The sequence below is a fragment of the Streptomyces sp. NPDC043812 genome (assembly GCF_056436245.1).
In genome coordinates this window covers 1-20,470 of the sequence record NZ_JBWKCY010000051.1, presented here as the reverse complement: position 1 = coordinate 20,470, position 20,470 = coordinate 1, and the positions used below count along the sequence as shown (strand labels likewise).

Genomic DNA, 20,470 nt, shown 5'->3' with positions numbered 1-20,470 from the left:
CCGACAACCGCTCACCCGACGACTTCACCTGTCCAGGCCTTGGCACACCACATCCAACGACCAACACCAGCCAAAGTCACCGGTATTGGGCCTAGACCTTCAAAGCCCAACTCGACCTCGAACGCCACCAGGGCCGCACTCCCGGCGGTGTCATGGTCCGTGTCCTGCAGCGCATCCTCGCACTCACGGCCGGGATCTGGCACAACGACCACACAGGTCAGCCCGTCATGCGCTCACTGACCGCCTACGACCACTAACTTCTCGGATCATTCATCTTAGGTGACAGGAGCCGACGACCTCAGGCCGAGTGGACGCTCGGAGAATGCCTTCTCCGAGTCGACCTCGTAGCAGACGTTGATGCTCGAGTCCCCGAGAGTTGTGTCGACGAAGCGCTGGACGTCTTCAACGGACTTTGTCTCCCAGAGGCACGTCACGGCGGATCCATCGACGTGCGGGTAGACCTGCAGCACCCGGGTGCCACCGGGCGCTCCGATGCCGTCGGTAAGGGCCTGGGCACGGGAAAACGCTGTCTCCGGGTTCAAGATCTTGTGCTGGACCACGACGTACATGGGGCCCTCCTCGTTTGGTGTCCTGTCGTTCGACGATTCGACGCTGGGCGTGCGGAGGCGGACGCCGCGTCGCGCATGTTCACCAAATCCATTGTGGACTGGGATGGTCATTCCTGGCCACGCAGCTCAGACCGGCTCGAACGCCACCAGGGCGGCACTCCCGGTGGTCTCATGGTCCGCGTCCTGCAGCGCGCCCTCGCACTCGCAGCCGGGATCTGGCACAACGAACACACTGGCCAGCCCGTCATGCGCTCACTGACCGCCTACGACCACTAACCCTTCGCATCACTCATCTAGACGGGCAGAGGCGGTCATGCGAGACCTTCGCGGGCGGCGGTGATCAGAGCTTCGGCGGCGCGGTCGATGTCGTCCGCCGTGGTCCAGCGGCCGATCGACAGCCGTAGAGCGCCCAGGCTACGGGCGTCTTCCAGGCCCATCGCGTGCAGGACGGGTGAGGGGGTGTGGGTGCCGCTGTGACAGGCTGAGCCGGTGGAGGCGGCGATCTCCGGTACAGCGGCGAGGAGTTCATGGCCTCGGACGCCGTCGATGCTGATGTTGAGGGTGTTGGGCAGACGCGGTTCCACGGGGCCGTTGAGGTGCACCCGGCCCGGCAGCGCCTCGACCAAGCTGGCGTGGAGGCGGTCGCGCAGCCCAGCGACGCGTTCGGGGCCGCCGCTTGCCAGGTCCGCGGCGGCAAGCTGTGCGGCGGTGCCAAGCGCGACGGCGAGCGCCACGTTCTCGGTGCCCGCGCGCAGGCCGTGCTCCTGGCCCCCGCCGTAGAGCAGCGGTTCGAGCGTGACGCCGTGGCGTACGTACAGGGCGCTGACGCCTTTGGGCGCGTACATCTTGTGCCCGACGATCGTCAGCAGGTCGACGCCCAAGTGCCTCACGTCCAGCGGGATTTTTCCGGTCGCCTGGGCGGCGTCGCAGTGGAAAAGTGCACCGTGGGCGCGGGTGATGCGGGCCAGGTCGGAGATCGGCTGGAGGGCGCCGGTCTCGTTGTTGGCTGCCATCACTGAGACGACGACCGTGCTCGGCGTGAGGCCGGAGGCCAGAGCAGCCGGGTCGACCAGGCCGTCGCTGTCAACCGGCAGGTACGTCACCTCAATTCCGTGCAGGCGCTGCAGCGCGCGGCAGGTCTCCAGCACGCCCGGGTGCTCGGTGACCTGCGTGATCACGTGCGGGCGGTCAACCTTCGCCGCCAGGACGGCACCGCGCAGGGCGAGGTTGTTCCCTTCCGAGCCGGGCCCGGTGAACACGATCTCGCCCGTCTCCGCGCCGATGAGCTCGGCCACCTGGGTGCGGGCGCGGTAGAGGGCCGCCTTCGGCTCTGCCGCATAGGCGTGGTCGCTGGAGGGGTTGCCGAACCAGTCCGCCAAGTACGGCCGCATCGCTTCGACCACCCGCGGGTCGACTGGGGTGGTGGAGTTGTAGTCGAGGTACACAGGCCCGCCGGCCAGGCCCGGGTGAGCGGGGATCACGCGGCACTCTCCCTCTCCACGGGCAGCTCGGCCAGCCGCCACTCCAGCATCCCGTCGGTGAGCCGCACCGCCCTGCGTCCGCTCTCACGGAGCAGACGTACCGCGTCGTAGGCCAGCACGCAGTAGGCGCCCCGGCAGTAGGTCACCACCTCGGTCTTCTCCGGCAACTCGGCTATGCGGTCGGCGAGTTCCTCGACCGGGATGGAGCGCGCGCCGGGGATGTGCCCGGCGGCGTACTCCTCGGCCGGACGCACATCGAGGATGACGACCTCGCCCGCCGCCGTGCGGACGAGCAGGTCTTCCCGGTCGACCTCGGCCGCGTCGTCCGTGCCGAGGTAGGCGGTGCGGGCGGGTTCGACGGCGGTCTGGTGGGCTTGAGCGACCTGGCGCAGCAGAGCGTAGAGGGCGGCGACGTCGTCTCCGGCCAGCCGGTAGTGAATGCGCACCCCTTCGCGCCGGGTGGCCACGAGTCCGGCCTGCTTGAGGGTCTGCAGGTGCGCCGAGGCGGTGGTCAGGTTCAGCCCCGCGGCCTTGGCGAGCGCATCGACGGGGCGCTCGCCCTGCGCCAGCAGATCCAGCAGCTCCAGCCGTTTGCCGCTGCTCAGCGCCTTGCCGGTGCGCGCGAATGCGTCGTACAGCGCGGCTTTGCGCGCGGGGTCCCCCATGGCATCCTCCATCATTCCATGGAATATTGTAGCCAAGGGTGGGTGCTGAAGCGACCTGCACCTTCCGTGACCCCTGGAGGATCCGATGGGCTTCGCCGACGATCACTTGATACCGCTGGTCGATGAGGGGCTGGGCAACAGCGCCTACCTCGTCGACCTCGGCGACGGACGGGCCCTTGCCGTGGACGCGAGCCGGGATCTTCGCGCACTGCGTGCGGCTGCCGCGCGGCGCGGGCTCACGGTCGCCTTCGCCGCCGACACCCACCTGCACGCCGACTTCCTGTCCGGTGCGGTGCAGCTGGCCGCCGACGACGGCGCGGCCGTACTCGCCTCCGCCGCCGGAAACCGGGAATTCCCGCACACCCCGCTCGCCGACGGCGACGAGATGGACCTAGGCGGACTGACCCTGCGGGCGCTGGCCACCCCCGGCCACACCGACGAGCACCTGTCCTTCCTGCTCCTGGACGGGGCACGCGAGCTCGGAGTCTTCACCGGCGGCTCGCTGATCGTCGGCTCGGCCGCCCGTACGGACCTGCTCGGCGCCGACCGAGCGGAAGAGCTGGCCCGTGCCCAGTACCGCTCGCTCCAGCGCCTGGCCGAGCTGCCGGACGCGACCGCGGTGTGGCCGACGCACGGCGCCGGGTCCTTCTGCTCCGCCCCACCCGGCGCGGAACGCACCACCACCATCGCCGCGCAGAAGCAGGCCAACCTGCTGCTTGCCGCGCCCGACGAGGACGCCTTCGTACGGGAGTTGCTCGCCAGCCTCGGCTCCTATCCGGCGTACTTCGACCGCCTGGGCGAGATCAACCGGCGCGGGCCCGCGGTGATCGGCTCCGCTCCCACGCTCGCCGCGCTCACGACGGCCGAAACACGCCAACTGCTGGGCCAGGGCGCACAGCTCGTCGACGTACGCCCGGTCGCGGACTTCGCCGCCGCCTACATCCCCGGCGCCATCTCCATCCCATTGCGGGACCAGTTCGCCACCTGGCTGGGCTGGCTGATCCCCGACGACGTCCCGCTCGTCTTCGTCACCGCCCCGGGACAGGACCTCGCCGAACTCACCTGGCAGTCCCTGAAGATCGGATACGAGCGGCTGGCCGGGCACCTCGACGGCGGCATGGCCGCCTGGACCGCCGACGGCGGACCGCAGCAGACCATCGCGCTGGTCACCGCCGACCGGATCGCCGAGCGTCCCGTCCTCGACGTACGCCAGCGCGCCGAGCACACCACCGGCCACATCGCCGACGCGGTCCACATCGAACTCGGCGACCTCGTCGCACACACCGATGAAGCACCGGACGGTGCGGTGGTCCACTGCGGGCACGGCGAACGCGCCATGACCGCCGCCAGCCTCCTGCAGCGCGCCGGGCACCGGGATCTCGCCGTCCTCGACGGCGGACCCGGCGACTGGTCCAAAGCCACCGGCCACCCCCTGGAGGAGACCGCGTGACCACCCACGCCACCGACGAGACCAGCTCCGGCATACGCCTCGGACTGCGGGCCAACCTGGCCCAATTCAGCCTGCTGGTCGTGGTCAACGCCCTGGTCGGCGGCATGCTCGGCCAGGAGCGCACCGTCCTGCCGCTGCTCGCCGACGACGTCTTCCACCTGTCCGCCTACACCTCTGCCCTCACCTACATCCTGGCCTTCGGCGCCACCAAGGCCGTCACCAACTTCTTCGCCGGCACCTGGTCCGACCGCTTCGGCCGCAAACCGGTCCTGATCGCCGGATGGCTGATCGCCCTGCCCATTCCCGCCATGCTCGCCTGGGGGCCGACCTGGGGCTGGATCATCGCCGCCAACATCCTGCTCGGCATCAACCAGGGACTGACCTGGTCCACCACCGTCATCATGAAGATCGACCTGGTCGGCCCCGAACGACGCGGCCTGGCCATGGGCTTCAACGAGGCCGCCGGCTATGTCGCCGTCGCCGCAACCGCCATGGCCACCGGCGCCATCGCCGAACACGCAGGACTTCGCCCCGAGCCGTTCCTGCTCGGCGCCGCCTACATCGTCCTGGCCCTGGGCCTGTCCACCCTGGCGGTACGCGAGACCCGCGACCACGCCCGCTTCGAAGCCGCCCGCCACGTCACCCCTGTCGGCAGCGAGCACGACGGGGAACTGACCACCGGCCAGATCGCCCGCCTCACCAGCCTGAGCGACAAGGCCCTCTCCGCCGCCAGCCAGGCCGGCATGGTCAACAACCTCAACGACGCCCTCGCCTGGGGCATCTTCCCCCTGCTCTTCGCCGCCCACGGCCTGTCCATCGCCCAGATCGGCATCCTCGCCGCCCTCTACCCCGCCGTCTGGGGTGCAGGCCAGATGCTCACCGGCTGGTGGTCCGACCACATCGGACGCAAACACCTGATCACCGCCGGGATGCTGCTGCAGGCCGCAGCCATCGCCCTCGTCGCCGCCGGGACAACGTTCGGCGTGTGGGCCACCGCCCAAGTCCTCCTCGGCGTCGGCACCGCCCTGGTCTACCCCACCCTGCTCGCCGTCATCGGCGACGTCGCCCACCCCGCATGGCGCGCACGCGCCGTGGGCGTCTACCGCCTGTGGCGCGACGGCGGCTTCGCCGTCGGCGCCGTCCTCGCCGGAGTCCTCGCCGACGCCTACGGCCTGACCACCGCGATCTGGGCCATCGCCGCCCTCACCGCGGCCTCCGGCCTGGTCGTAGCGGTCCGCATGTACGAAACGCACCCCCGCCTGTGAGCCGACACTGTGACATAGGCCGCCGACCCCGCAAGCCCACCAAGTACCGCCCGACCTGACGACGGCGTCCGCGGCGGTGTCGTCAATGCAACACCTGCGAACGAGCGACGGAACCCGCGGTATCGATCGGCGGCGGGTGGTGCCGGCCGATCTGCCGCACAGCGCGGCCGCGCAGCGCCGCTTCCCCACTGACACGTTGGCGCCGGAGCTGGTGCGCTCGGCCCTGCTGTCGCTGGCTGTCGAACTTGGTGAGCGGCTCCGCGGCCGCCATCAGGCGGCGACGGCCGTCACGCTGATCGTGTCCTTCGCCGACCGCACCCAGATCCAGCGGAGCCGCCGGCTTCCTGGCGGCCCTTCGGCGCACACCGATGATGCGCGCGACGTGGCGTACGAGTTGTACCGGGCCCTGGGGCTGCAGCGGGCTCGGGTGCGGGCGGTCGCCCTGCGCTGCGAGGAGCTGGTGGATGCAGCCGTGGTGGCTGAGCAGCTGTCGTTCGATGCCGGGCGGGAGCATCGGCTGCGCGCCGAGCAGGCCATCGATGCACTCAACGCCCGCTTCGGCTCCGGCACTGTTGGTCCCGCAGCGGGCTATCTTCAGGCTGGCTGAGTTATCGAGTCGGCTTCAGGCCTTGGGGTGGTTGGCTCCATTGCGGGCGCCGGTGAGCTGTTCGGGCAGTGGCGAGGGTGTGCGACAGCTGCATGAGGGCGAGACCAGGGCGTGTACGTGCGGCCTCTTGGCGCTGCACCTGATTGAGGAGCGGCCAGCAGATGATCGCGCCGCTGGCCCCGATGAGAGCGATCGTGGCCGCTGTCATGGTGGGGCCGCCGTGCTGGAGGGTGGTGCTCGCGACGATGGGTGCGACGATGACTGCGACGGCCAGCGTGCTGCCCCAGATGCCGTTGTAGAGGCCGCGGGCGTGTGCGGGAGCGATGTTCGTCAGGAGGTTGCCGGCCGCGATGAAGAGGATGACTTCGCCGGGCACGATGATGGCCACGCTCACGGCGAATCCATACACGGTGGATGCGAAGCCGGCGGCCGCCACCCCTGTGCCGAGGATGACCGAGCTCGCGGCAAAGGGTGCGAGCAGGGCGCCGTGTGCTGCGCGGCGGCTGAGCCATGTCGTGATCGGCGGTGTTGCCGCGATGACGACGCCCGCGCCGACGGCTTGGGTCCAGCCGTAGGCGGCGGCGTCCAAGCCGCGGGCGGACATGAGCATGGGGAGGGCGGAGAACATGCTCCCGGCGCAGATGCAGGCGGCGACACTGGCCAGCCACAAGAGCCGTAGTCGACGGTCGGCCAGGGCCTGGTGCAGTGAGGCACGGCCGGGTACGGAGGCAGTCCGGGTGCCTGTGGGGTGTACGACGAGCAGAGCGAGAAGGCCGAATGCGGCGCACGCTGCGGCGTTGATCAGGAAGAGTGCACTGAGTCCGGCGGGTACGACGAGAAGGCCGCCGACGGCACCGGTGAGACCGGCGGCGATGTTGATCGTGAGGTTGCGCAAGCCGTCAGCGCGGGCGCGGCCGGTGTCCGTGGCGATGGTGTCGGCGATCACTGAGGAGACGACGGGGCGCGGCGCGTCGTAGACGGCGCCTGTCACCACGGCGGCCGGGACGACGGCGGCCAGGGAGTCGGCGAACGCGAGGGCGCTCAGGACGGCGGCGGCGACGGTCATGGCGAGGAGGAGGGTGGCGCGGTGCCCGAGCCGGTCGGTGAGGTAGCCGCACAGCACCTGTCCGATGAGCCAGCCGCAGCCGAACGCGGCCAGGACGATTCCGGCCGTGCGGGGCGCGTAGCCGATCTCCTGCAGATGGAACGGGAGGAACGGGAACGCGAACCCGCAGGCGCGGACGAGGAAGGTGCCGAGCAGAAGTACCCGGACCAGGGACGGCAGGGGCGGCGGAGCTGGGGAAGCCGTCGGGCCGACGGCATCAGCGGGGGAAGGCGGGGAGGCGACGAGCGGCATGGGCACTCCTGGCGCAGCGCATCTGCAAGAACGTGTGGGTGCCGCCGAGTTGGGCGGCACCCACACAGGAGCCGAAGCGCTGCGAGGGGGCAGCGCTCGGCCGGTCCGGCCCGAGCTGTGCTGATGCCTCGGCTCTACTGGACGGTGCGGGTGCCGCCCAGCTCCCACTTCCTGGTCGAGATGCCGTCGTCGGCGATGTCGAAGGTCGCGGTCGCGTCGGCCGTCCAGTTCTTGGAGCGCGTCTTGACGAACGCCACGCCGTAGCCGCTTCCGCCCGAGGAGAAGGTCTTGGAGCCCTTCTCACTGTTGTTGATCAGAGAGGTCAGGTTGTTGTGCTCGCAGATCCCGTAGGCGCAGTTGCTGATGTGGGTGCTTCCGTGCTCGGCGCGCGCCAGGACGTCGATGTCGTTGAACCGGGTGCCGCCGGTGAAGCCGCTGGTGCCGTCCCAGGTGACCTTGCTCAGCCATGCCTTGTAGTAGCGGTAGCCGCCCGAGACGCCGGTCCGCTGGATGCAGAGGGTCGCGGATACCCGGACGTCGGGCTTGCCAGGGAGGTTCAAGGACTTGCTCGTGGTGGAGCACTGCTTTGCGGTGGCGGCCTGCGCCGGTGCTGCTGTCGACAGGAGTGTTCCGGCGACGGCGGCGATGGCCATGAGCGCGGTCGCGATGGTGCGACGGCGGATTGCAGACATGGTGGGTGGGCTTCCTTCTGACTGGGATGCCACCTGCGCGTGTTTCAGGGCATGCGGGAGCCCGAGCGGGCGCACAAGAGGCAAAGCGGGGTCGACAGATCACACAGAGGGCCGGCAGCGGCGACGGGTAGGAGAGCTCGCGCCGTCGCTGCGGCGTACGGGCTGGAGGGCGGGGTGCCGGCAGTAGCTGCTGCTCGGGAGCTGAGTCAGCTACTGCCGGCACCGCCTCGCGCGGGAGCGCTGGGCTCCCCCGACGACGGCCTGCTGGCTCTACGCCAGGGCCGCCAGAGGGCCGTTGGGCGCGGGCAAGGCGCCCGCAGCCGTTGTCACTGTCGTGCTGTCAGAAGGCGGCGCTGATTGCGAGACATGTGTCTTCCTTTGACCATCGGGCCCGTGCGCCCCGGACCGGCCACCCCGGTAACGGATGGGGTGGCCTATCCTGGGCGGCGCCGACGTGCTCCAACACGACGGCCCGGCTGGTGGATTGGGTCTGCTGGTCGAGACTCTGAGAAGAGTCATGAGTCCTGGCCTTGGCCGGGACTGCGGCGCCTGCCGGGAGAGCCGACTGCAATCAACTCTCCCGGCTCCTTTCTTTACAAGGGATTTCCTCCCTCACCTCTTCGTTCGGGCACTCAAGATCTGCTTCCTGCACCGGCACCGGAAGGCGTGTGAAGCCAGCCCTATCGACGTGCGCTCGGTGCATTTCCTCTATTGCCGGGTCCTGCGGTGCCTCCGCGTGGTCCCGCAGTCCGGGCTTCCAGGGAAGATGAGTGCGGATCATCGTGATCTCGCATTCAGCAGCGTGGCGCTCACATCGGGCGGCTTCTTCTGGAGACGTCAGGTCCGCCTGCAGCCAGATTGCGCCGATAGGCAGGCAGGACAGTATGTGGGCCATGAATCCGTGAGTGAGGGCGTCATCGACTCGAACGCGGTCACCGTGATGTGCGATTGCGCGAGCGCTGGCCCGACGCTCCGTGCCAGCTCGCGAAACGCCTGCTCAGTACCCGCCTGGGAGGGCTGGTCTGCCATGAGCCACGCGTTGACGGTCATGCCGGCGGAGCAGAGAGTCTGTGCCATGCGGGCCGTACTACGCTGTCCTCCCAACACGGTTGCGCGAATCATCATGTGGCAGCCTTCAGTTCTCGGGTCTTCTTCGAGCGCGCCCCAAAGTAGTGGGGGCCCAGTGGTGCTGCTATGGGGCGGCTGCACAATCTGTGAGCTGGGTCTACGGGCCTTGCACAGCCAATGATTTGTATGCAACGGCGCATCGTTGGCAGCCCATTCAGACGGCAGATTGGTTGCCCGAATCGGTGTCTCCTGGAGAGCGAGCAGGGGTGTGATCGGTCGTTTCGTCATGGCGTCATGCTGCTGCCAGGATGGGGTGCCGCACGGAATTCGCTGTGACGATCCGAAGAGCGATGGCCAGGTCTCGCAGTCCTGACAGGGTGGTGAGGTCTCGGGCGAGGAGCTGTTCAGCCGCGCGGATGTGACTGCGCACGGTGACGTCTGACATGCCAAGGACGCGGGCGGCGGTGTCGATACGCGTGTCGCTGTCCAGCCATGCCTGCAGCGTGCGGGCGAGGTTGCGCCGGTCCGATGCCAACGGTTCGACAAGAGCCTGCGCCCATGTGCGCACCCGCTTGCCCGCCAGCACGGTGTCCAGGCAGGGAGCCGCTGAGGTCGGAACCGGCTTTTCCGGGCCCGCGGCGGCGATCTCCAGGGCCAGGCCGAGGACTGTCTTGCTGGGGACGCGGGTGAGGTCCATGCGGAGCAAGTCACTGGCACGTGCGACGCGGTAGGCCACGGTGTTGCGGTGTACGCCGAGGATGCTCGCTGCCGCGGTGTGCGGGTGGCTGAGGGCGACGGGCAGAGTGCGTCGGATGTCCGCGGCCTGCGATTCGGGCAGGCAGTCGAAGGGGGCGAGCAGCTCGTGGGCCCACGCGCGGGCGGGCTGCGGGTCCAGGAGATCCACGAGGTTGGTCTGGTCGGCCCGCAGTATGACGGGCTGTTGGGTGTGGCGGCACAGGCTGAGGGCGCTGAGGGCTTCCTCGTAGGCGCTGCGGGTTCGTGCGAATGGCCTTTGACTGCTGCCGCCGAGCCGGTTTCGGCCGGAGAGAGTGATGATCAGGCGGTGGAGGTCTCGGGGCAGGGCTGTGGGCGGGTTCGTGCCGGCCACGGGTTCGAGCACGACGAGGTGCGGGGTGTTGGTGGGGCAGCGCAGGGTGAGGGCACGGCTGGCGACGACGGATTCGCAGTGGCGGAGCGTCGTCTCCCGCTGGTCGGCAGTTCCGCAGTCGATGACGTATACGCGCAGGGCATCGGTCGTGCGGAAGTCGGGGGCGAATGAGTGCAGGACCCGTAGGGCTGTCTCGGTCTCCCCGTTGATGAGCAGGGTGTACGCGGCGGTTCGGGCTTCGCGCGCCGCTTGGCCGGCTGCTTCGAATCCTTTGTGGGCCTGGTCGATCAGGCCGCACAGCTTGGCTGCGTGCTGGATGAGCAGGGCGTCTGATGGTTCGAGTGGCCGTCCGGTCTCCACTGTGAGTACGGCTCCGCCGCGGCGGGTCGGTGTCAGGGATACTAGCCGTGTGTGGGCTACCGCGTCATCGACCCGGTTGCGGTCGTGCGGTATGGCGCCCAGGGAGCTCGCGAGGATGCCTCGATGTGTGTCGCGGACCTGGACGTCTGCCTCGAGCGCGGCCGCGAGCCATTCGACGATGCGCTGCATGGTGCGGCCCTCTGCGAGTTGGGAAGGCAGCTTCTGCAGGAGGTCGTTGAGTTGTTGCGCGTGCCGCTCGGCGTGCCCTGCTCGGTGTGCGTCCAGTTCCGTGGCGAAGTGCTGCCAGGCTTTCGGTCCGGCGGTGGTCGTCATCAGGGGTATGGCGAGGCGGTCGGCTGTGCGGAGAGCCGACCGCGCCAGTTCCGTGGGGGACGCGGACGACGACGGGCTCACCACGAGCCCTGCGGTCCGCCGGCCGGCCAGCGCGGCAAGGACACGCTCGACCCCAGTGGATGCCGCGTCGAGCGGTGTCGTGAGCTGCAGCAGCACGAGGGCCCCTGCTGGGAATCGCGCAGGGGCGCTGATTTCGCTCTGCCGGACGATGGTGAGTGCCGACACGGTTGTGCTGTGGGACGCCCCACGGCCGGCCACGATCTCGAGTTGCAGCGCGGCGTGTTCGCGGACCACGTAGGCAAGGTTGGGCATGTCTCCCTCCATCACTGCGTTCAGCGGTGTCCCGTGCCGATGGCGGGAGGTGAGCGGGCGCGGCCGGGCAGCGTCAGTCGGAGGTCGCCGGTTTGAGCGGACCGGATCACACGGCTGAGCACGTTCGGCCCCGCGGGTTCGCAGGAAGCAACTGCGGCGTCGGCGTGCCGCAGCATGGTGCGCACCGGAGGACCGCTCCTGCGGCTCGCGCCTTGTCGCATATTGAGCGGTATGCGGCAGGTGTCGGGCCGAGTCGGTGTGCCGGTGCGGTCTTCCTGCGGGTCTTGGTCGTCCCCCTCCGCTCGTGGGTTGGTCAAGCGGTGCGAATTCCCGGGTGAGAATCCTGAGAGCTCATCATCGTCATCTGGGCGGGCATGGCCAGCGAGGGGAAACGAAGTTTCCGCTTTTCTCATACGCGGCTGACGATTCGTCGCCATCGTCCGGATTCACCAGCTCGGCTCCGGTGCGTGGGCGTGATCTGCCGGTGCGAGCTGTTGGCGAAGCTCGGGCGGTGCTGCGCTGCGGTCATGAGCTGCACTGCCGCATGTGGCGAGCCTCTGATGGGGCGGGCAGAGCCGGGTAGCCGCCCTGTTCGTAAGCTGCTTGATGCCCCTGCCGTTTCCCAGACCGACGGAGATACGCATGTCCTTTGTGAGTAGCGGTGGCGCCTCCGCGGCCGCCATGGAACAGGCACTGAGCCGGCTGACGCCGTCGGTGACGGAATACATCAGGACGATTGCCACCGAGGCCATCGACGTCTTCGCTCCGGCGGGGCGCGAGGAGGACCTGGTGCTGCGATTCGCCCGCGACGTCTGTCTGATCACCGCGCAGGGGCTGCTGGGCATGGACAGCCGATACCGCGCTGGAGTCGGCCAGAGCGTTCCGGCGCTCCTTGACGCGTCGCCGTGCAGCGGCCAGGCCTCCGATCGGCTGAACCGGCTGCTTCTCCAACTGGTGGGCGAGAAGCGCCGGACACCGGAAGCCGATCTCGTGTCCTGGACGATCCACCTCGCGCCGCACCTGGCCGACGAGCAAGTGGTCGATGAAGTCCGAACCCTGCTGCTCACCGCAGTGGCCGGCGGCTCCGTCCTGATCACGCTCGATGTGTGCGCACGACTGCAGCCCGCCTCACAGCCGGTGCCGCAGCTTGCCGTCGTCGGCCCTGGGCAGCGCCCGGCGACCGTTCACAAGCTTGCTCCGGGGCCGGGGCGAAGCCTCATCGAGCTCATCGCCCGCGTGAGTGTCGAAGAACTGCTGTCACGCCTTGCCGATCTGCGCGTGCGAGGCCCGCTGCGTGAGCTGCTGTGGGCCCCGCTCCTCGGCGTGTCCTGCCCTACCTCGCTGCCGGTGACTTTCACCCCGGACCGCCTGATCAACGTCGACGACGTGGCGCTGCCGACGTTCATGACCACCCCGCACTGACCAGGTGGCGCTCTGCGGCTCACCACACGGGACTCCTGGGGAATGCGGTGATCGTTGGCCAACAACAGGGGGCGCCGTGAGATGTGCGAGGAAGAACCGATGGTCGTGGATCAGCTCGGCAGCCACGGCAGCGTTGACCGCGGGCCTCGTCCTCACCGGCTGCAACTCCAGCCCTGACAGGAGCTCGTCTCCCGGACCGACAGTGGCAACCCGTCCGACCAGCGTGGCCCTGCGGCAGCCGCAGGTCGAGGCCGCCCTGCCCGGTCTCCGAGACGTACGGACGGGTGGGCTGCTTCAGGCACTCCCCGACGGGACGGCAGCCGACAGGACAACGGCCGCATCCGTACGGGACCTCCGGCTTTCAGGCGCCGGACCTTGACGGAGTTGTCGGGTTCAGCGTCATGTCGTTCACACCCCTGCCAGGGCGATCGATCGTTTTGCCTTCAGTAAGAGCCAGTACGACGGCGGCGTCGACCCCGTCACCCTCGCAGGTGCGGACCAGGCCTTTGCGTCCCAGGGCTGCATCATGGAGAACTTCTGCAGCGGCACCATCATCGCCCGAGCCGGGGCGGTCGTCGTTTCCGTCAACATCAACACCCGCGACTACCGCGCGCCCGATCCCAGGATCTTGAACTCCGTTGCCCGCATGCAGATCGAACGCATCCGACAGGCCCAACGCGGCGAGACCCCTTCTGCACAAGCCGCCTGAACGACGTCCCCGTCGGCCCTAGCCCGGCGAAGCTTGGGGCGTGTCACTCGGGACGGGCGCCGGTTGCTGACAGCAGTTGAGGGTCGTAGCAGTCGCATGCCAGGACCGTGGCGGACGGTGTCTTCCCCGTCGGTACCTCGATCAATGCCGTCATGCTGCTCGTCTCGTTCACGCTGCGCCATTCCTTCTCACCGCCGCCGAGAAGCACGTCGGTGTCCGACCCCTTGCCGAACTGGACCGTGGGAGCACCGGTGGTGCGGTGCTCCCGGACGAAGGTGCAGGTGACGAGGGAGCTGTTCGTGGAGAGGCGGAACACCGGGAGGGCGGGGCCGGTTGCCTTGTAGGAGAAGCTGTGTCCGAGCCCCTTGCTCGCCCAGTCGTTGTAGAAGCGGACGAGATCGTTCGTGAACCCGCCTTCGGTGAAGCGCTTGTCGGCGGGACGACCGAGCGGGGGCGTGAAGCTGAGGTACTCGGCGAAGCTGTCGCACACCGTGCGGTCACTTGCTGCGGTGTCCGACAGCTTCGCCGTCCCGGCAGTGCCGCGACGAATGTCAGGGAGCACCTTCGGCTGCAGACGAATGACAGTCTTGCCGTTCTTGGTCGGGGCCGGAGAAGGAGTGGGCGCCGAGGACGGTGGCTTCTTGGCGGGCTCTGTCACGGCCCATCCGGCAGCGGCGGCCTTCCACGGCGCTCCTGCTTCTGTCTGCGTGAAGTGCAGGAGCGGCGAGGAACGGTCCTTCTCGCTGCCCTTCCACTTGCTCAGGACGGCGAAGGACCGAGGATAGGGTTCGCCGGCTGTGACGGCCGGGATTAGGAAGCGGGGCTTGGTGAAGTGGACGACTGGGTCCTTGGTCCTTGCCTTGCGGTGAATTTTGTACCCGGCGAGTGACTCCTGCAGCAGGACGCCCGTCTGGGCCTTGCGGATGGCGGCGTCATCCAGCGCGGCGTCTGCCGCCGCGTTATCACGGTCGTAGCGCTCGAAGATCTGCCTGGCCTCGTCCGTCGTGATGACCGGCGTCGGCGCAGAAGGAGACTTCGGCGGCGCGTCGTCCGGTGACGGATTCTCCGTCGATGTGCAACCGGCCGATAACGCCAACGAGATGACCAGACTGGCTGCGCTGAGCCGCGTGGTTGGGCGTCTCACTGTTCCCTGCCTCCCCCGTGTACCTGTGATCGCTGCCAGCGTAGGCGACAACATCTCTGGCATGGCCGCTTCATCGAGATACGCCCGTCGGCGACGACACGGCGCATGCCGCGGCCTCTCTTGCGACCTCATAGAGCGCATGCAACTGAGCGGCCCCCGCATGCGAGGCCGCTCATGAACCGAAGTGATCTCTACTGCGGGGCGTCGCGTCGTTCCACGATCATCGGCACCTTGTCGGGGTGGGCCATCGACGACAGGGATTCCTTGGGGGCCCGGCTGCCGGGCGGGGGGCGCAGCTTCCATCGCGGGAGGATTGTCGCGAGCGCGATGGTCGCCTCGGTCCACGCGAACGCGTCACCGATGCACTTCCTGTTCCCGGCGCCGAAGGGCACGACAGCCTCACGCGGCAGGAGGGCGCGCCGTTCAGGCAGCCACCGGTCGGGGTCGAACCGGTCCGGGACCTCGTACAGGGTGGGGTCGCGGTGCAGGGCGTACAGGCTGAACGCGACCTCGGTGCCGGCCGGGATACTGTACGGGCCGATCTCGACGTCGGCCGTGGCCCGGCGCATGAGGAGGACGACGCCGTGCAGGCGGATCGTCTCGTCCAGGACGCGCTTGACCGTCTCCAGACGGGGGACGTCCTCGAACCGCACGGGCCCGTCACCGACGACCTCTTCGATCTCCGTGAGCAACTGCTGCTCAACGTCAGGGTTGGCGGCGAGGTGATGGCAGGCCCAAGCGAGCGTGGAGGCAATGGTTTCCGAGCCGGCGAACAGCATGGTGCTCAGCTCGTCCCGGACCTCCTCATCGGTGAGGGCTTCGCCCGTGTCCGCGTCGCGTGCGGCGAGCAACAGAGACAGAAGGTCGGGCTGGTCGTCCAGATCGGCCTTGCGGGTGGCGGTTATGACGTCGTTGATGACGCTGCGCAGGCTGGCGCTGGCTTCGTCGAAACTGCGCCAGATGGGCAGCGAGTCCAGGGCTTTGGGAGCGACGGCGCGCAGCAGCATGTTCTTGAGGATGATCGGCAGGTCGCGGCGCACCGCTTCGACAGCCGGGCGGCCGATGTCGGTGGAGAACAGGGTCTGCGCGAGAGTTTCGATGGCGAACTCTCCCCACATCTGCTCGGCGTCGATGTGTAGTCCGGGATGCCAGGACTCGGACAGCGCCTGCGCTCGTGTGCTCATCACTTCCGCGTACCAGGCGAGCCGCTCGCGGTGGAACATCGGTTGAATGAGACGTCGCCGCTTCTTGTGGAGCTCCCCTCCTGAGTTGGCGAGTCCGTTGCCGACCAGTGGACGGACGCGGTCGAAGAGGCGGCCCTTTTCGAAGTGCCGGCCCTGGGTGAGCATCACTTCGTTGATCAGCTGTGCGTCCGTGGCGATCAGCACGGGCATGGTGCCGAGGTCGACACGGACCAGGTCGCCTTCCTCGCGAAGTTTTCTCATGAAGCCGAGGGGGTCACTGACCAGTTTGGGTGCGTGTCCCAGGGGCCAGACGGCTCCACGAGCGCGAGGTATGGCCGTCAGCTGAGTGGTTGACACAGGGATCCTTTCGCAGGCGTGCAACGCCAGCGATGGGTCCGGCGTGCTCGACAGGGTCAACGCGGTGGTACAGCGGCGCGGTTGCTTGCACCGAGTGATCAACTATGCGCGATCGTACATACCGCGGGTGAGGGTTCCAATAGGGCCTTGCACACCTCAAGGGACGGTGGCCTCCGGCGCGGCTGGGCACTCAGACATCGGACGAAGAAGGGCTTGCTCCCGCCATCCTGGCTGATTCAGCATCAGGCGCCCACGAAGCGGAAACTCTGTTTCCGCATTGCCCAGCCGAACGAAATCGGCCGACGGGACACTCTCGCGCCCACGACGCTCACGGACCGTTCCGTCTTCAGCCGTTAGGGTGATCCGATGGTTCGTGAACTGGGGGAATTGGAGAGCGCGGTGATGGCCCACGTCTGGTCAGCAGAGGATCCTGTGACCGTCCGCGACATTCAGAAGCGGCTCGTCGGAACGCGATCCCGGCCTCCCGCATACACCACCGTGATGACAGTCCTGGACAACATCCACAGCAAGGGGCTCGTCGTCCGGACGAAAGTCGGGCGTGCCTTCCAGTACAGGGCCGCCTGCACCCGGGCCCACTACGCGGCCGAGCTCATGCATCAGGCCCTGTCGGTCAGCGACGACGTTCCGGCAACGCTGGTCGCCCTGAACAGCATGCTTCCTGCCGAGCAGCGGCACGCCTTGCTCACCGCGCTGGGTGACTGCGGCACGGCGCGCACCGAAGGCGGACCGCACCATGTCGGCGACTGAGCCCACCGCCGCCCGACAGCAGGCTGCACCGGGCATACGTGACGAGAACCTGCGCAATCTGATCAACAAAGCGCGAAGCGCTCAGGACCTCACCATGGAGCGGCTGGCCGACAGACTCGCGATCAGCCGCCGGTCGCTGACGAACTGGATGAGTAAGCCGTCCTCACTCAAGCCCCAGCAACTGGAGCGCCTGGCCATCGCGCTGGACCTCGACAGCCCTGGCCGTCTCTCCCTTTTCGAGCTCAGCGGTCAAGCCCCTCCCAGCACGCCTGCCCTCTCTGATGCGCACCACGATGCCGACGCCAAGGCACGGCAGTTCATCGACTGGGCATGCAGCGCTCAAGGCCTCAAGCAGCACCAGCTTGCGCAGCGGATCGGCATCGACCCCCGATCCCTGCGCAACTGGCTGCGGCACCCGTCCCGGCTCACAGCCAGTCGGGCGGAACGGCTGACTGCCGCGCTGCGCCTCGAAGGCGAAAACCGCGTCACTTTGTACCTGATGGCGGGCCTCCAGCCGCCCGCACCTCCGCTGAGCGAGCTGCGGCGCACGCCAGAGATGGCGATCTATCAGCGCATGCTCGACGGCATGCGGCACCCCGCAGTCGTCTATGGCGACGCCTGGGATGTGGTCATCACCAATCAGCCGTTCCGGGACGTGTTCGGTGGTGTGCGGCGTCACCCCACCGCGCACCCGCTACGGAACACACAGCGCTACATCTTCCTCCACCCGGACGCGCCGCTCCTGCTGGGCGGCAAGGACGGAGACGCCTTCCACGAGCAATGGTTGATGCCGGCGCTCGCGCACTTCTCCGCAACGCTCCAGCAGCGGCCGGATGACCCTCGCCTGCAGGCACTAGAAGCGGAAGTCTTGGCACGGCGAGCAATTCGCAGCGCCTACCGCAGGCAGTTTGCACTGCAGGGACTATCGCGGCGAGAACCACTTCCACCACGGCCGTCGAGCCGGTGCCGGTGCAGCAGCCGGAGGTGCAGGCGCTGCAGGCACAAACGCCGGCAGGGGCTGCGCTCCGGTAATCGCGGGCTCAGCTGGAACACCGGGCGTTCGGGCTGCCATGAACTTGACCGGCAGCGAGTTGACGCGCTCAGACAGCCATGCCGCGCTGGTCTGGATCTCGTGCACGGGGACGGCCAGGTCGAGTCCCTGAAGCCGGTTGAGCAGCGTGTCGATTCCGGTGTCGGCGATGGCGCGGCCGATGTCCTGCCCGGGGCACTCGTGCGGCCCGTTGCTGAATGACAGGTGGGATCGGTTGCGGTGGAGCGGGATGGACAGGTCGGGCCGGATCTCCGGGTCGACGTTGCCTGCTGCCAGACCCAGGAGCAGCATGTCGCCTTCCTTGATCTCCGCGTTCCCCAGTTTGATGTCGCCCGTGGCCCAGCGGCCGGGGATCACGGACAGCGGGGGACGGTCCCACAGGACCTGGTCGAGTGCGTCGGGCAGTGTCATCGACCCGCCGGACAACCCGGCCCGGAACCGGCGATCGGTCATCACCAGGTGCAGCGTGTTCGCGATCAGGTTCACCGTGGTTTCGTTCGCGGCGACCAGGATGAGGCGCAGGTGCTCGATGACCTCGCTGTCGGTCAGCTCGGATTCGTGGCTGAGCAGAGCCGACGCGAGATCCTTCCCTGCAGCCTCCTTCTTGCGGTTGACCAGCCTGGTCAGCGTCTCCGTGACGAAGGCGTTGCTGGCGAGGGCCGTCTCGGTGCCCTTCATCAGGTCGAGCGTGGCCTCGACGAGCTCGGGGCCGTTCTCTTCGGGCATGCCCAGCAGTTGCGTCATGACGAGCATGGGCAGCCGCTCGGCGAAGGCGGGCACGAGATCGGTGCGCCCGTCGGCTATGAAGCTGTCGACCAGCAGGTTGGCGTACCGGGCCGCGTACCTGCGCACGCCTTGCCGGCTGAAGTGGCCCAGGGCGTCCGTGACCGCAATCCTGAGGCGTGCGTGCTCTTCACCGTCGGCGAAGACACACAAGGGTGCCCACCCGATCATGGGGAGCAGCGGCGAGTCCGGGGCGATCTTGTCGTACTGGTTCCACCGCCGCGAATCCCGTGAGTACAGGGACGGTGTGCGCATGATTTCGAGGTTCTCGCGGTGGCCGACGACCATCCATGCCGGAAGGCCCCCGTACAGTTCCACCGGTGCCACGGGTCCGTACTGGGCGCGGAGCTCCTCGTACAGGGCGCGGGGCGCGGCTTCCGCCTCGGGACCGTACATTCGCCGGAGCCCTTGCGGACTCATGCCGTGAGCGGGACATCCCGGGGGCGGAGTCGGACCAAAACTGTCGACGGGGCCGGCGTCAGAGCGCGGGGTGGTCACAAGACCTCCGGAGGTCATGAAATGAGCGTCAGCCGGACGGCCGCACCGCTGGCTCGCTCGCGATCGTCTGTGTGACCGGGATCGTCGAGCACGGTGGTTCGGCACTCGAACAAGGTCCTCAGTCGGGGAGCAGCATAGCGCCGCGTCAACACGCCTCTGATAAGGGGGCGTTGCCGTCGGATGGCGCACCGGGATGCGTTCTTCAGGTCACCGAGGCGGGCTTTCGCCAAAGGGCGCGGATCCGAGTGCGGGGCGCGAGGGGCAGACGTACCGTCGTTGAAGAGCCCGGTGTGCAGCGTTCCTGAGCCGAAGCACGGTAGTTGTCACCAGCAGGGTCGGACGAGCTGGCAAAAGGGACCGGGTGAAGCATCCTGGTTGTCACAGGCGAGGCATCCGACTTGTCACACAGGCTCAATCAGCAGTCCTTCTGTCACCAGAAGCAAAGATCGAGAACCTGCGGTTCTCTGCCGGATCTTCTACTCTGCCCGTCCCTGCGGCCCGCACGACGCTAGCGTCAAGTCCATGATCGTATGGCTCAACGGCACCCACGGCGCAGGCAAGACGACGACCAGCGCACTCGTACAGCAGGTAATTCCGGACTCACGGGTGTTCGACGCCGAGAAAGTCGGCGAGACGCTCATGGACATCAAGCCAGGGCTGCCCGCGACGGACAACTTCCAGCACTGGCCGCCGTGGCGTCCCCTCGTGGTCGAGACCGCCCGACGCGTCCTCGACTACACCGGCGGCACTCTGGTGATGCCCATGACAGTCCTGGTCGAGCAGTACTGGCGCGAGATCAGCTCGGGCCTTGCCCAGCACGACATTCCGGTCCGGCACTTCGTCCTCCATGCCGACCAGGACACCCTCCGCGCGCGCATCGCGGGCGACACCGTTCTCGGCCCCGACTCCCCGTTCCGTCTCCAATACCTCGAGCCCTACGCTGAGGCGGCCCGCACGTGGCTGCACGCCGAGGCCGAAGTCGTGGACACCACGCACCTCTCGCCCGCCCAGGCCGCCCAGCAGATCGCAGAGGCCGTCAAGACTTAAAAGAACGACCCTCCGGCGCCAAACCTCGCAGGTGACAACAAGCGTGCCTATGTGACAACTATCGTGCTTCGGCTCAGTTCCCCCGTCGCTGCACACCGGGCTCTTCGCCTGTCAGAGCTCTATCTGAACCGTTCCGGGTTCGGTAGAGACTTCAGATTGTGGTTGTGACCTGGGGTTTCGGGGTTGCGCGGTAGTAGCTGGTCTCGTATTCGACGGGTG

At 68.1% G+C, this 20,470-nt stretch carries 16 protein-coding genes and 3 pseudogenes; 10 read left to right on the top strand and 9 right to left on the bottom strand.

Features of this window, described 5'->3' with window-relative positions; all coding sequences use genetic code 11:
* Nucleotides 1-95 precede the first annotated feature (95 nt).
* Nucleotides 96-257: pseudogene (locus tag AC067Z_RS37395) on the top strand (IS982 family transposase); the annotation flags it as partial.
* Nucleotides 258-275: 18 nt separating this feature from the next.
* On the opposite strand, the gene AC067Z_RS37390 reads toward AC067Z_RS37395, so the two are convergent.
* Complete coding sequence (locus AC067Z_RS37390) at nt 276-569, bottom strand: hypothetical protein (RefSeq protein WP_478794113.1); 294 nt, start codon at nt 567-569, stop codon at nt 276-278.
* Nucleotides 570-704: 135 nt separating this feature from the next.
* On the opposite strand from AC067Z_RS37390, the pseudogene AC067Z_RS37385 reads away from it, so the two are divergent.
* Nucleotides 705-845: pseudogene (locus AC067Z_RS37385) on the top strand (IS982 family transposase); the annotation flags it as partial.
* A 35-nt stretch (nt 846-880) separates the two neighbouring features.
* Here AC067Z_RS37385 and AC067Z_RS37380 read toward each other — a convergent pair.
* On the bottom strand, nt 881-2,050 hold the full coding sequence (locus AC067Z_RS37380; protein ID WP_478794112.1) for a cysteine desulfurase family protein: 1,170 nt from the start codon (nt 2,048-2,050) through the stop codon (nt 881-883).
* Nucleotides 2,047-2,715: an ArsR/SmtB family transcription factor gene (locus AC067Z_RS37375; RefSeq protein WP_478794111.1), complete on the bottom strand. Its 669-nt coding sequence runs from the start codon at nt 2,713-2,715 to the stop codon at nt 2,047-2,049. Before AC067Z_RS37375 ends, AC067Z_RS37380 begins: the two co-directional genes overlap by 4 nt.
* 85 nt (nt 2,716-2,800) lie before the next feature.
* Here AC067Z_RS37375 and AC067Z_RS37370 point away from each other — a divergent pair, with 85 nt between their 5' ends.
* The 3 genes from AC067Z_RS37370 (at nt 2,801) to AC067Z_RS37360 (ending at nt 6,037) form a co-directional block, all read left to right on the top strand.
* Complete coding sequence (locus tag AC067Z_RS37370) at nt 2,801-4,165, top strand: MBL fold metallo-hydrolase (RefSeq protein ID WP_478794110.1); 1,365 nt, start codon at nt 2,801-2,803, stop codon at nt 4,163-4,165.
* Nucleotides 4,162-5,430: an MFS transporter gene (locus AC067Z_RS37365; protein WP_478794109.1), complete on the top strand. Its 1,269-nt coding sequence runs from the start codon at nt 4,162-4,164 to the stop codon at nt 5,428-5,430. The genes AC067Z_RS37370 and AC067Z_RS37365 overlap by 4 nt, the downstream gene beginning before the upstream one ends.
* A gap of 85 nt (nt 5,431-5,515) precedes the next feature.
* A complete protein-coding gene (locus tag AC067Z_RS37360) occupies nt 5,516-6,037 on the top strand; it encodes a DinB/UmuC family translesion DNA polymerase (RefSeq protein ID WP_478794108.1) in 522 nt (173 codons plus the stop codon).
* 1 nt (nt 6,038) lies between these two features.
* Here AC067Z_RS37360 and AC067Z_RS37355 read toward each other — a convergent pair whose 3' ends face one another.
* From AC067Z_RS37355 to AC067Z_RS37345, 3 genes are all read right to left on the bottom strand, one after another.
* Nucleotides 6,039-7,394 (bottom strand): MFS transporter, encoded by a 1,356-nt coding sequence (locus AC067Z_RS37355; RefSeq protein ID WP_478794107.1) that lies wholly within the window; start codon nt 7,392-7,394, stop codon nt 6,039-6,041.
* Between the two features lie 134 nt (nt 7,395-7,528).
* A complete protein-coding gene (locus AC067Z_RS37350; protein WP_478794106.1) occupies nt 7,529-8,086 on the bottom strand; it encodes a hypothetical protein in 558 nt (185 codons plus the stop codon).
* A gap of 1,360 nt (nt 8,087-9,446) precedes the next feature.
* On the bottom strand, nt 9,447-11,288 hold the full coding sequence (locus AC067Z_RS37345) for a helix-turn-helix domain-containing protein (protein ID WP_478794105.1): 1,842 nt from the start codon (nt 11,286-11,288) through the stop codon (nt 9,447-9,449).
* Nucleotides 11,289-11,891: 603 nt separating this feature from the next.
* On the opposite strand from AC067Z_RS37345, the gene AC067Z_RS37340 reads away from it, so the two are divergent.
* Together AC067Z_RS37340 and AC067Z_RS37335 are read left to right on the top strand one after the other, a co-directional pair.
* Complete coding sequence (locus AC067Z_RS37340; protein ID WP_478794104.1) at nt 11,892-12,710, top strand: cytochrome P450 family protein; 819 nt, start codon at nt 11,892-11,894, stop codon at nt 12,708-12,710.
* Between the two features lie 526 nt (nt 12,711-13,236).
* The gene (locus AC067Z_RS37335) at nt 13,237-13,419 is read left to right on the top strand and encodes a hypothetical protein (protein ID WP_478794103.1); all 183 of its coding nucleotides are present in this window, start codon (nt 13,237-13,239) and stop codon (nt 13,417-13,419) included.
* A 43-nt stretch (nt 13,420-13,462) separates the two neighbouring features.
* Here the strand turns inward: AC067Z_RS37335 and AC067Z_RS37330 are convergent, their stop codons facing one another.
* Nucleotides 13,463-14,563 (bottom strand): DUF8094 domain-containing protein, encoded by a 1,101-nt coding sequence (locus AC067Z_RS37330; protein WP_478794102.1) that lies wholly within the window; start codon nt 14,561-14,563, stop codon nt 13,463-13,465.
* A 191-nt stretch (nt 14,564-14,754) separates the two neighbouring features.
* On the bottom strand, nt 14,755-16,104 hold the full coding sequence (locus AC067Z_RS37325; protein ID WP_478794101.1) for a cytochrome P450: 1,350 nt from the start codon (nt 16,102-16,104) through the stop codon (nt 14,755-14,757).
* Nucleotides 16,105-16,470: 366 nt separating this feature from the next.
* Here AC067Z_RS37325 and AC067Z_RS37320 point away from each other — a divergent pair, with 366 nt between their 5' ends.
* Entirely contained in the window at nt 16,471-16,872 is a 402-nt protein-coding gene (locus tag AC067Z_RS37320; protein WP_478794100.1) for a BlaI/MecI/CopY family transcriptional regulator, read from the top strand.
* A pseudogene (locus tag AC067Z_RS37315) lies at nt 16,859-17,692 on the top strand (helix-turn-helix domain-containing protein); the annotation flags it as partial. The gene AC067Z_RS37320 and the pseudogene AC067Z_RS37315, both read left to right, overlap by 14 nt.
* 102 nt (nt 17,693-17,794) lie before the next feature.
* Here the strand turns inward: AC067Z_RS37315 and AC067Z_RS37310 are convergent.
* The gene (locus AC067Z_RS37310; RefSeq protein WP_478794099.1) at nt 17,795-19,102 is read right to left on the bottom strand and encodes a cytochrome P450; all 1,308 of its coding nucleotides are present in this window, start codon (nt 19,100-19,102) and stop codon (nt 17,795-17,797) included.
* Nucleotides 19,103-19,726: 624 nt separating this feature from the next.
* Between AC067Z_RS37310 and AC067Z_RS37305 the strand changes: the two genes are divergently transcribed.
* Nucleotides 19,727-20,251, top strand: coding sequence for an AAA family ATPase (locus AC067Z_RS37305; protein WP_478794098.1), 525 nt, complete (start codon nt 19,727-19,729; stop codon nt 20,249-20,251).
* The last annotated feature ends 219 nt before the right edge of the window (nt 20,252-20,470 follow it).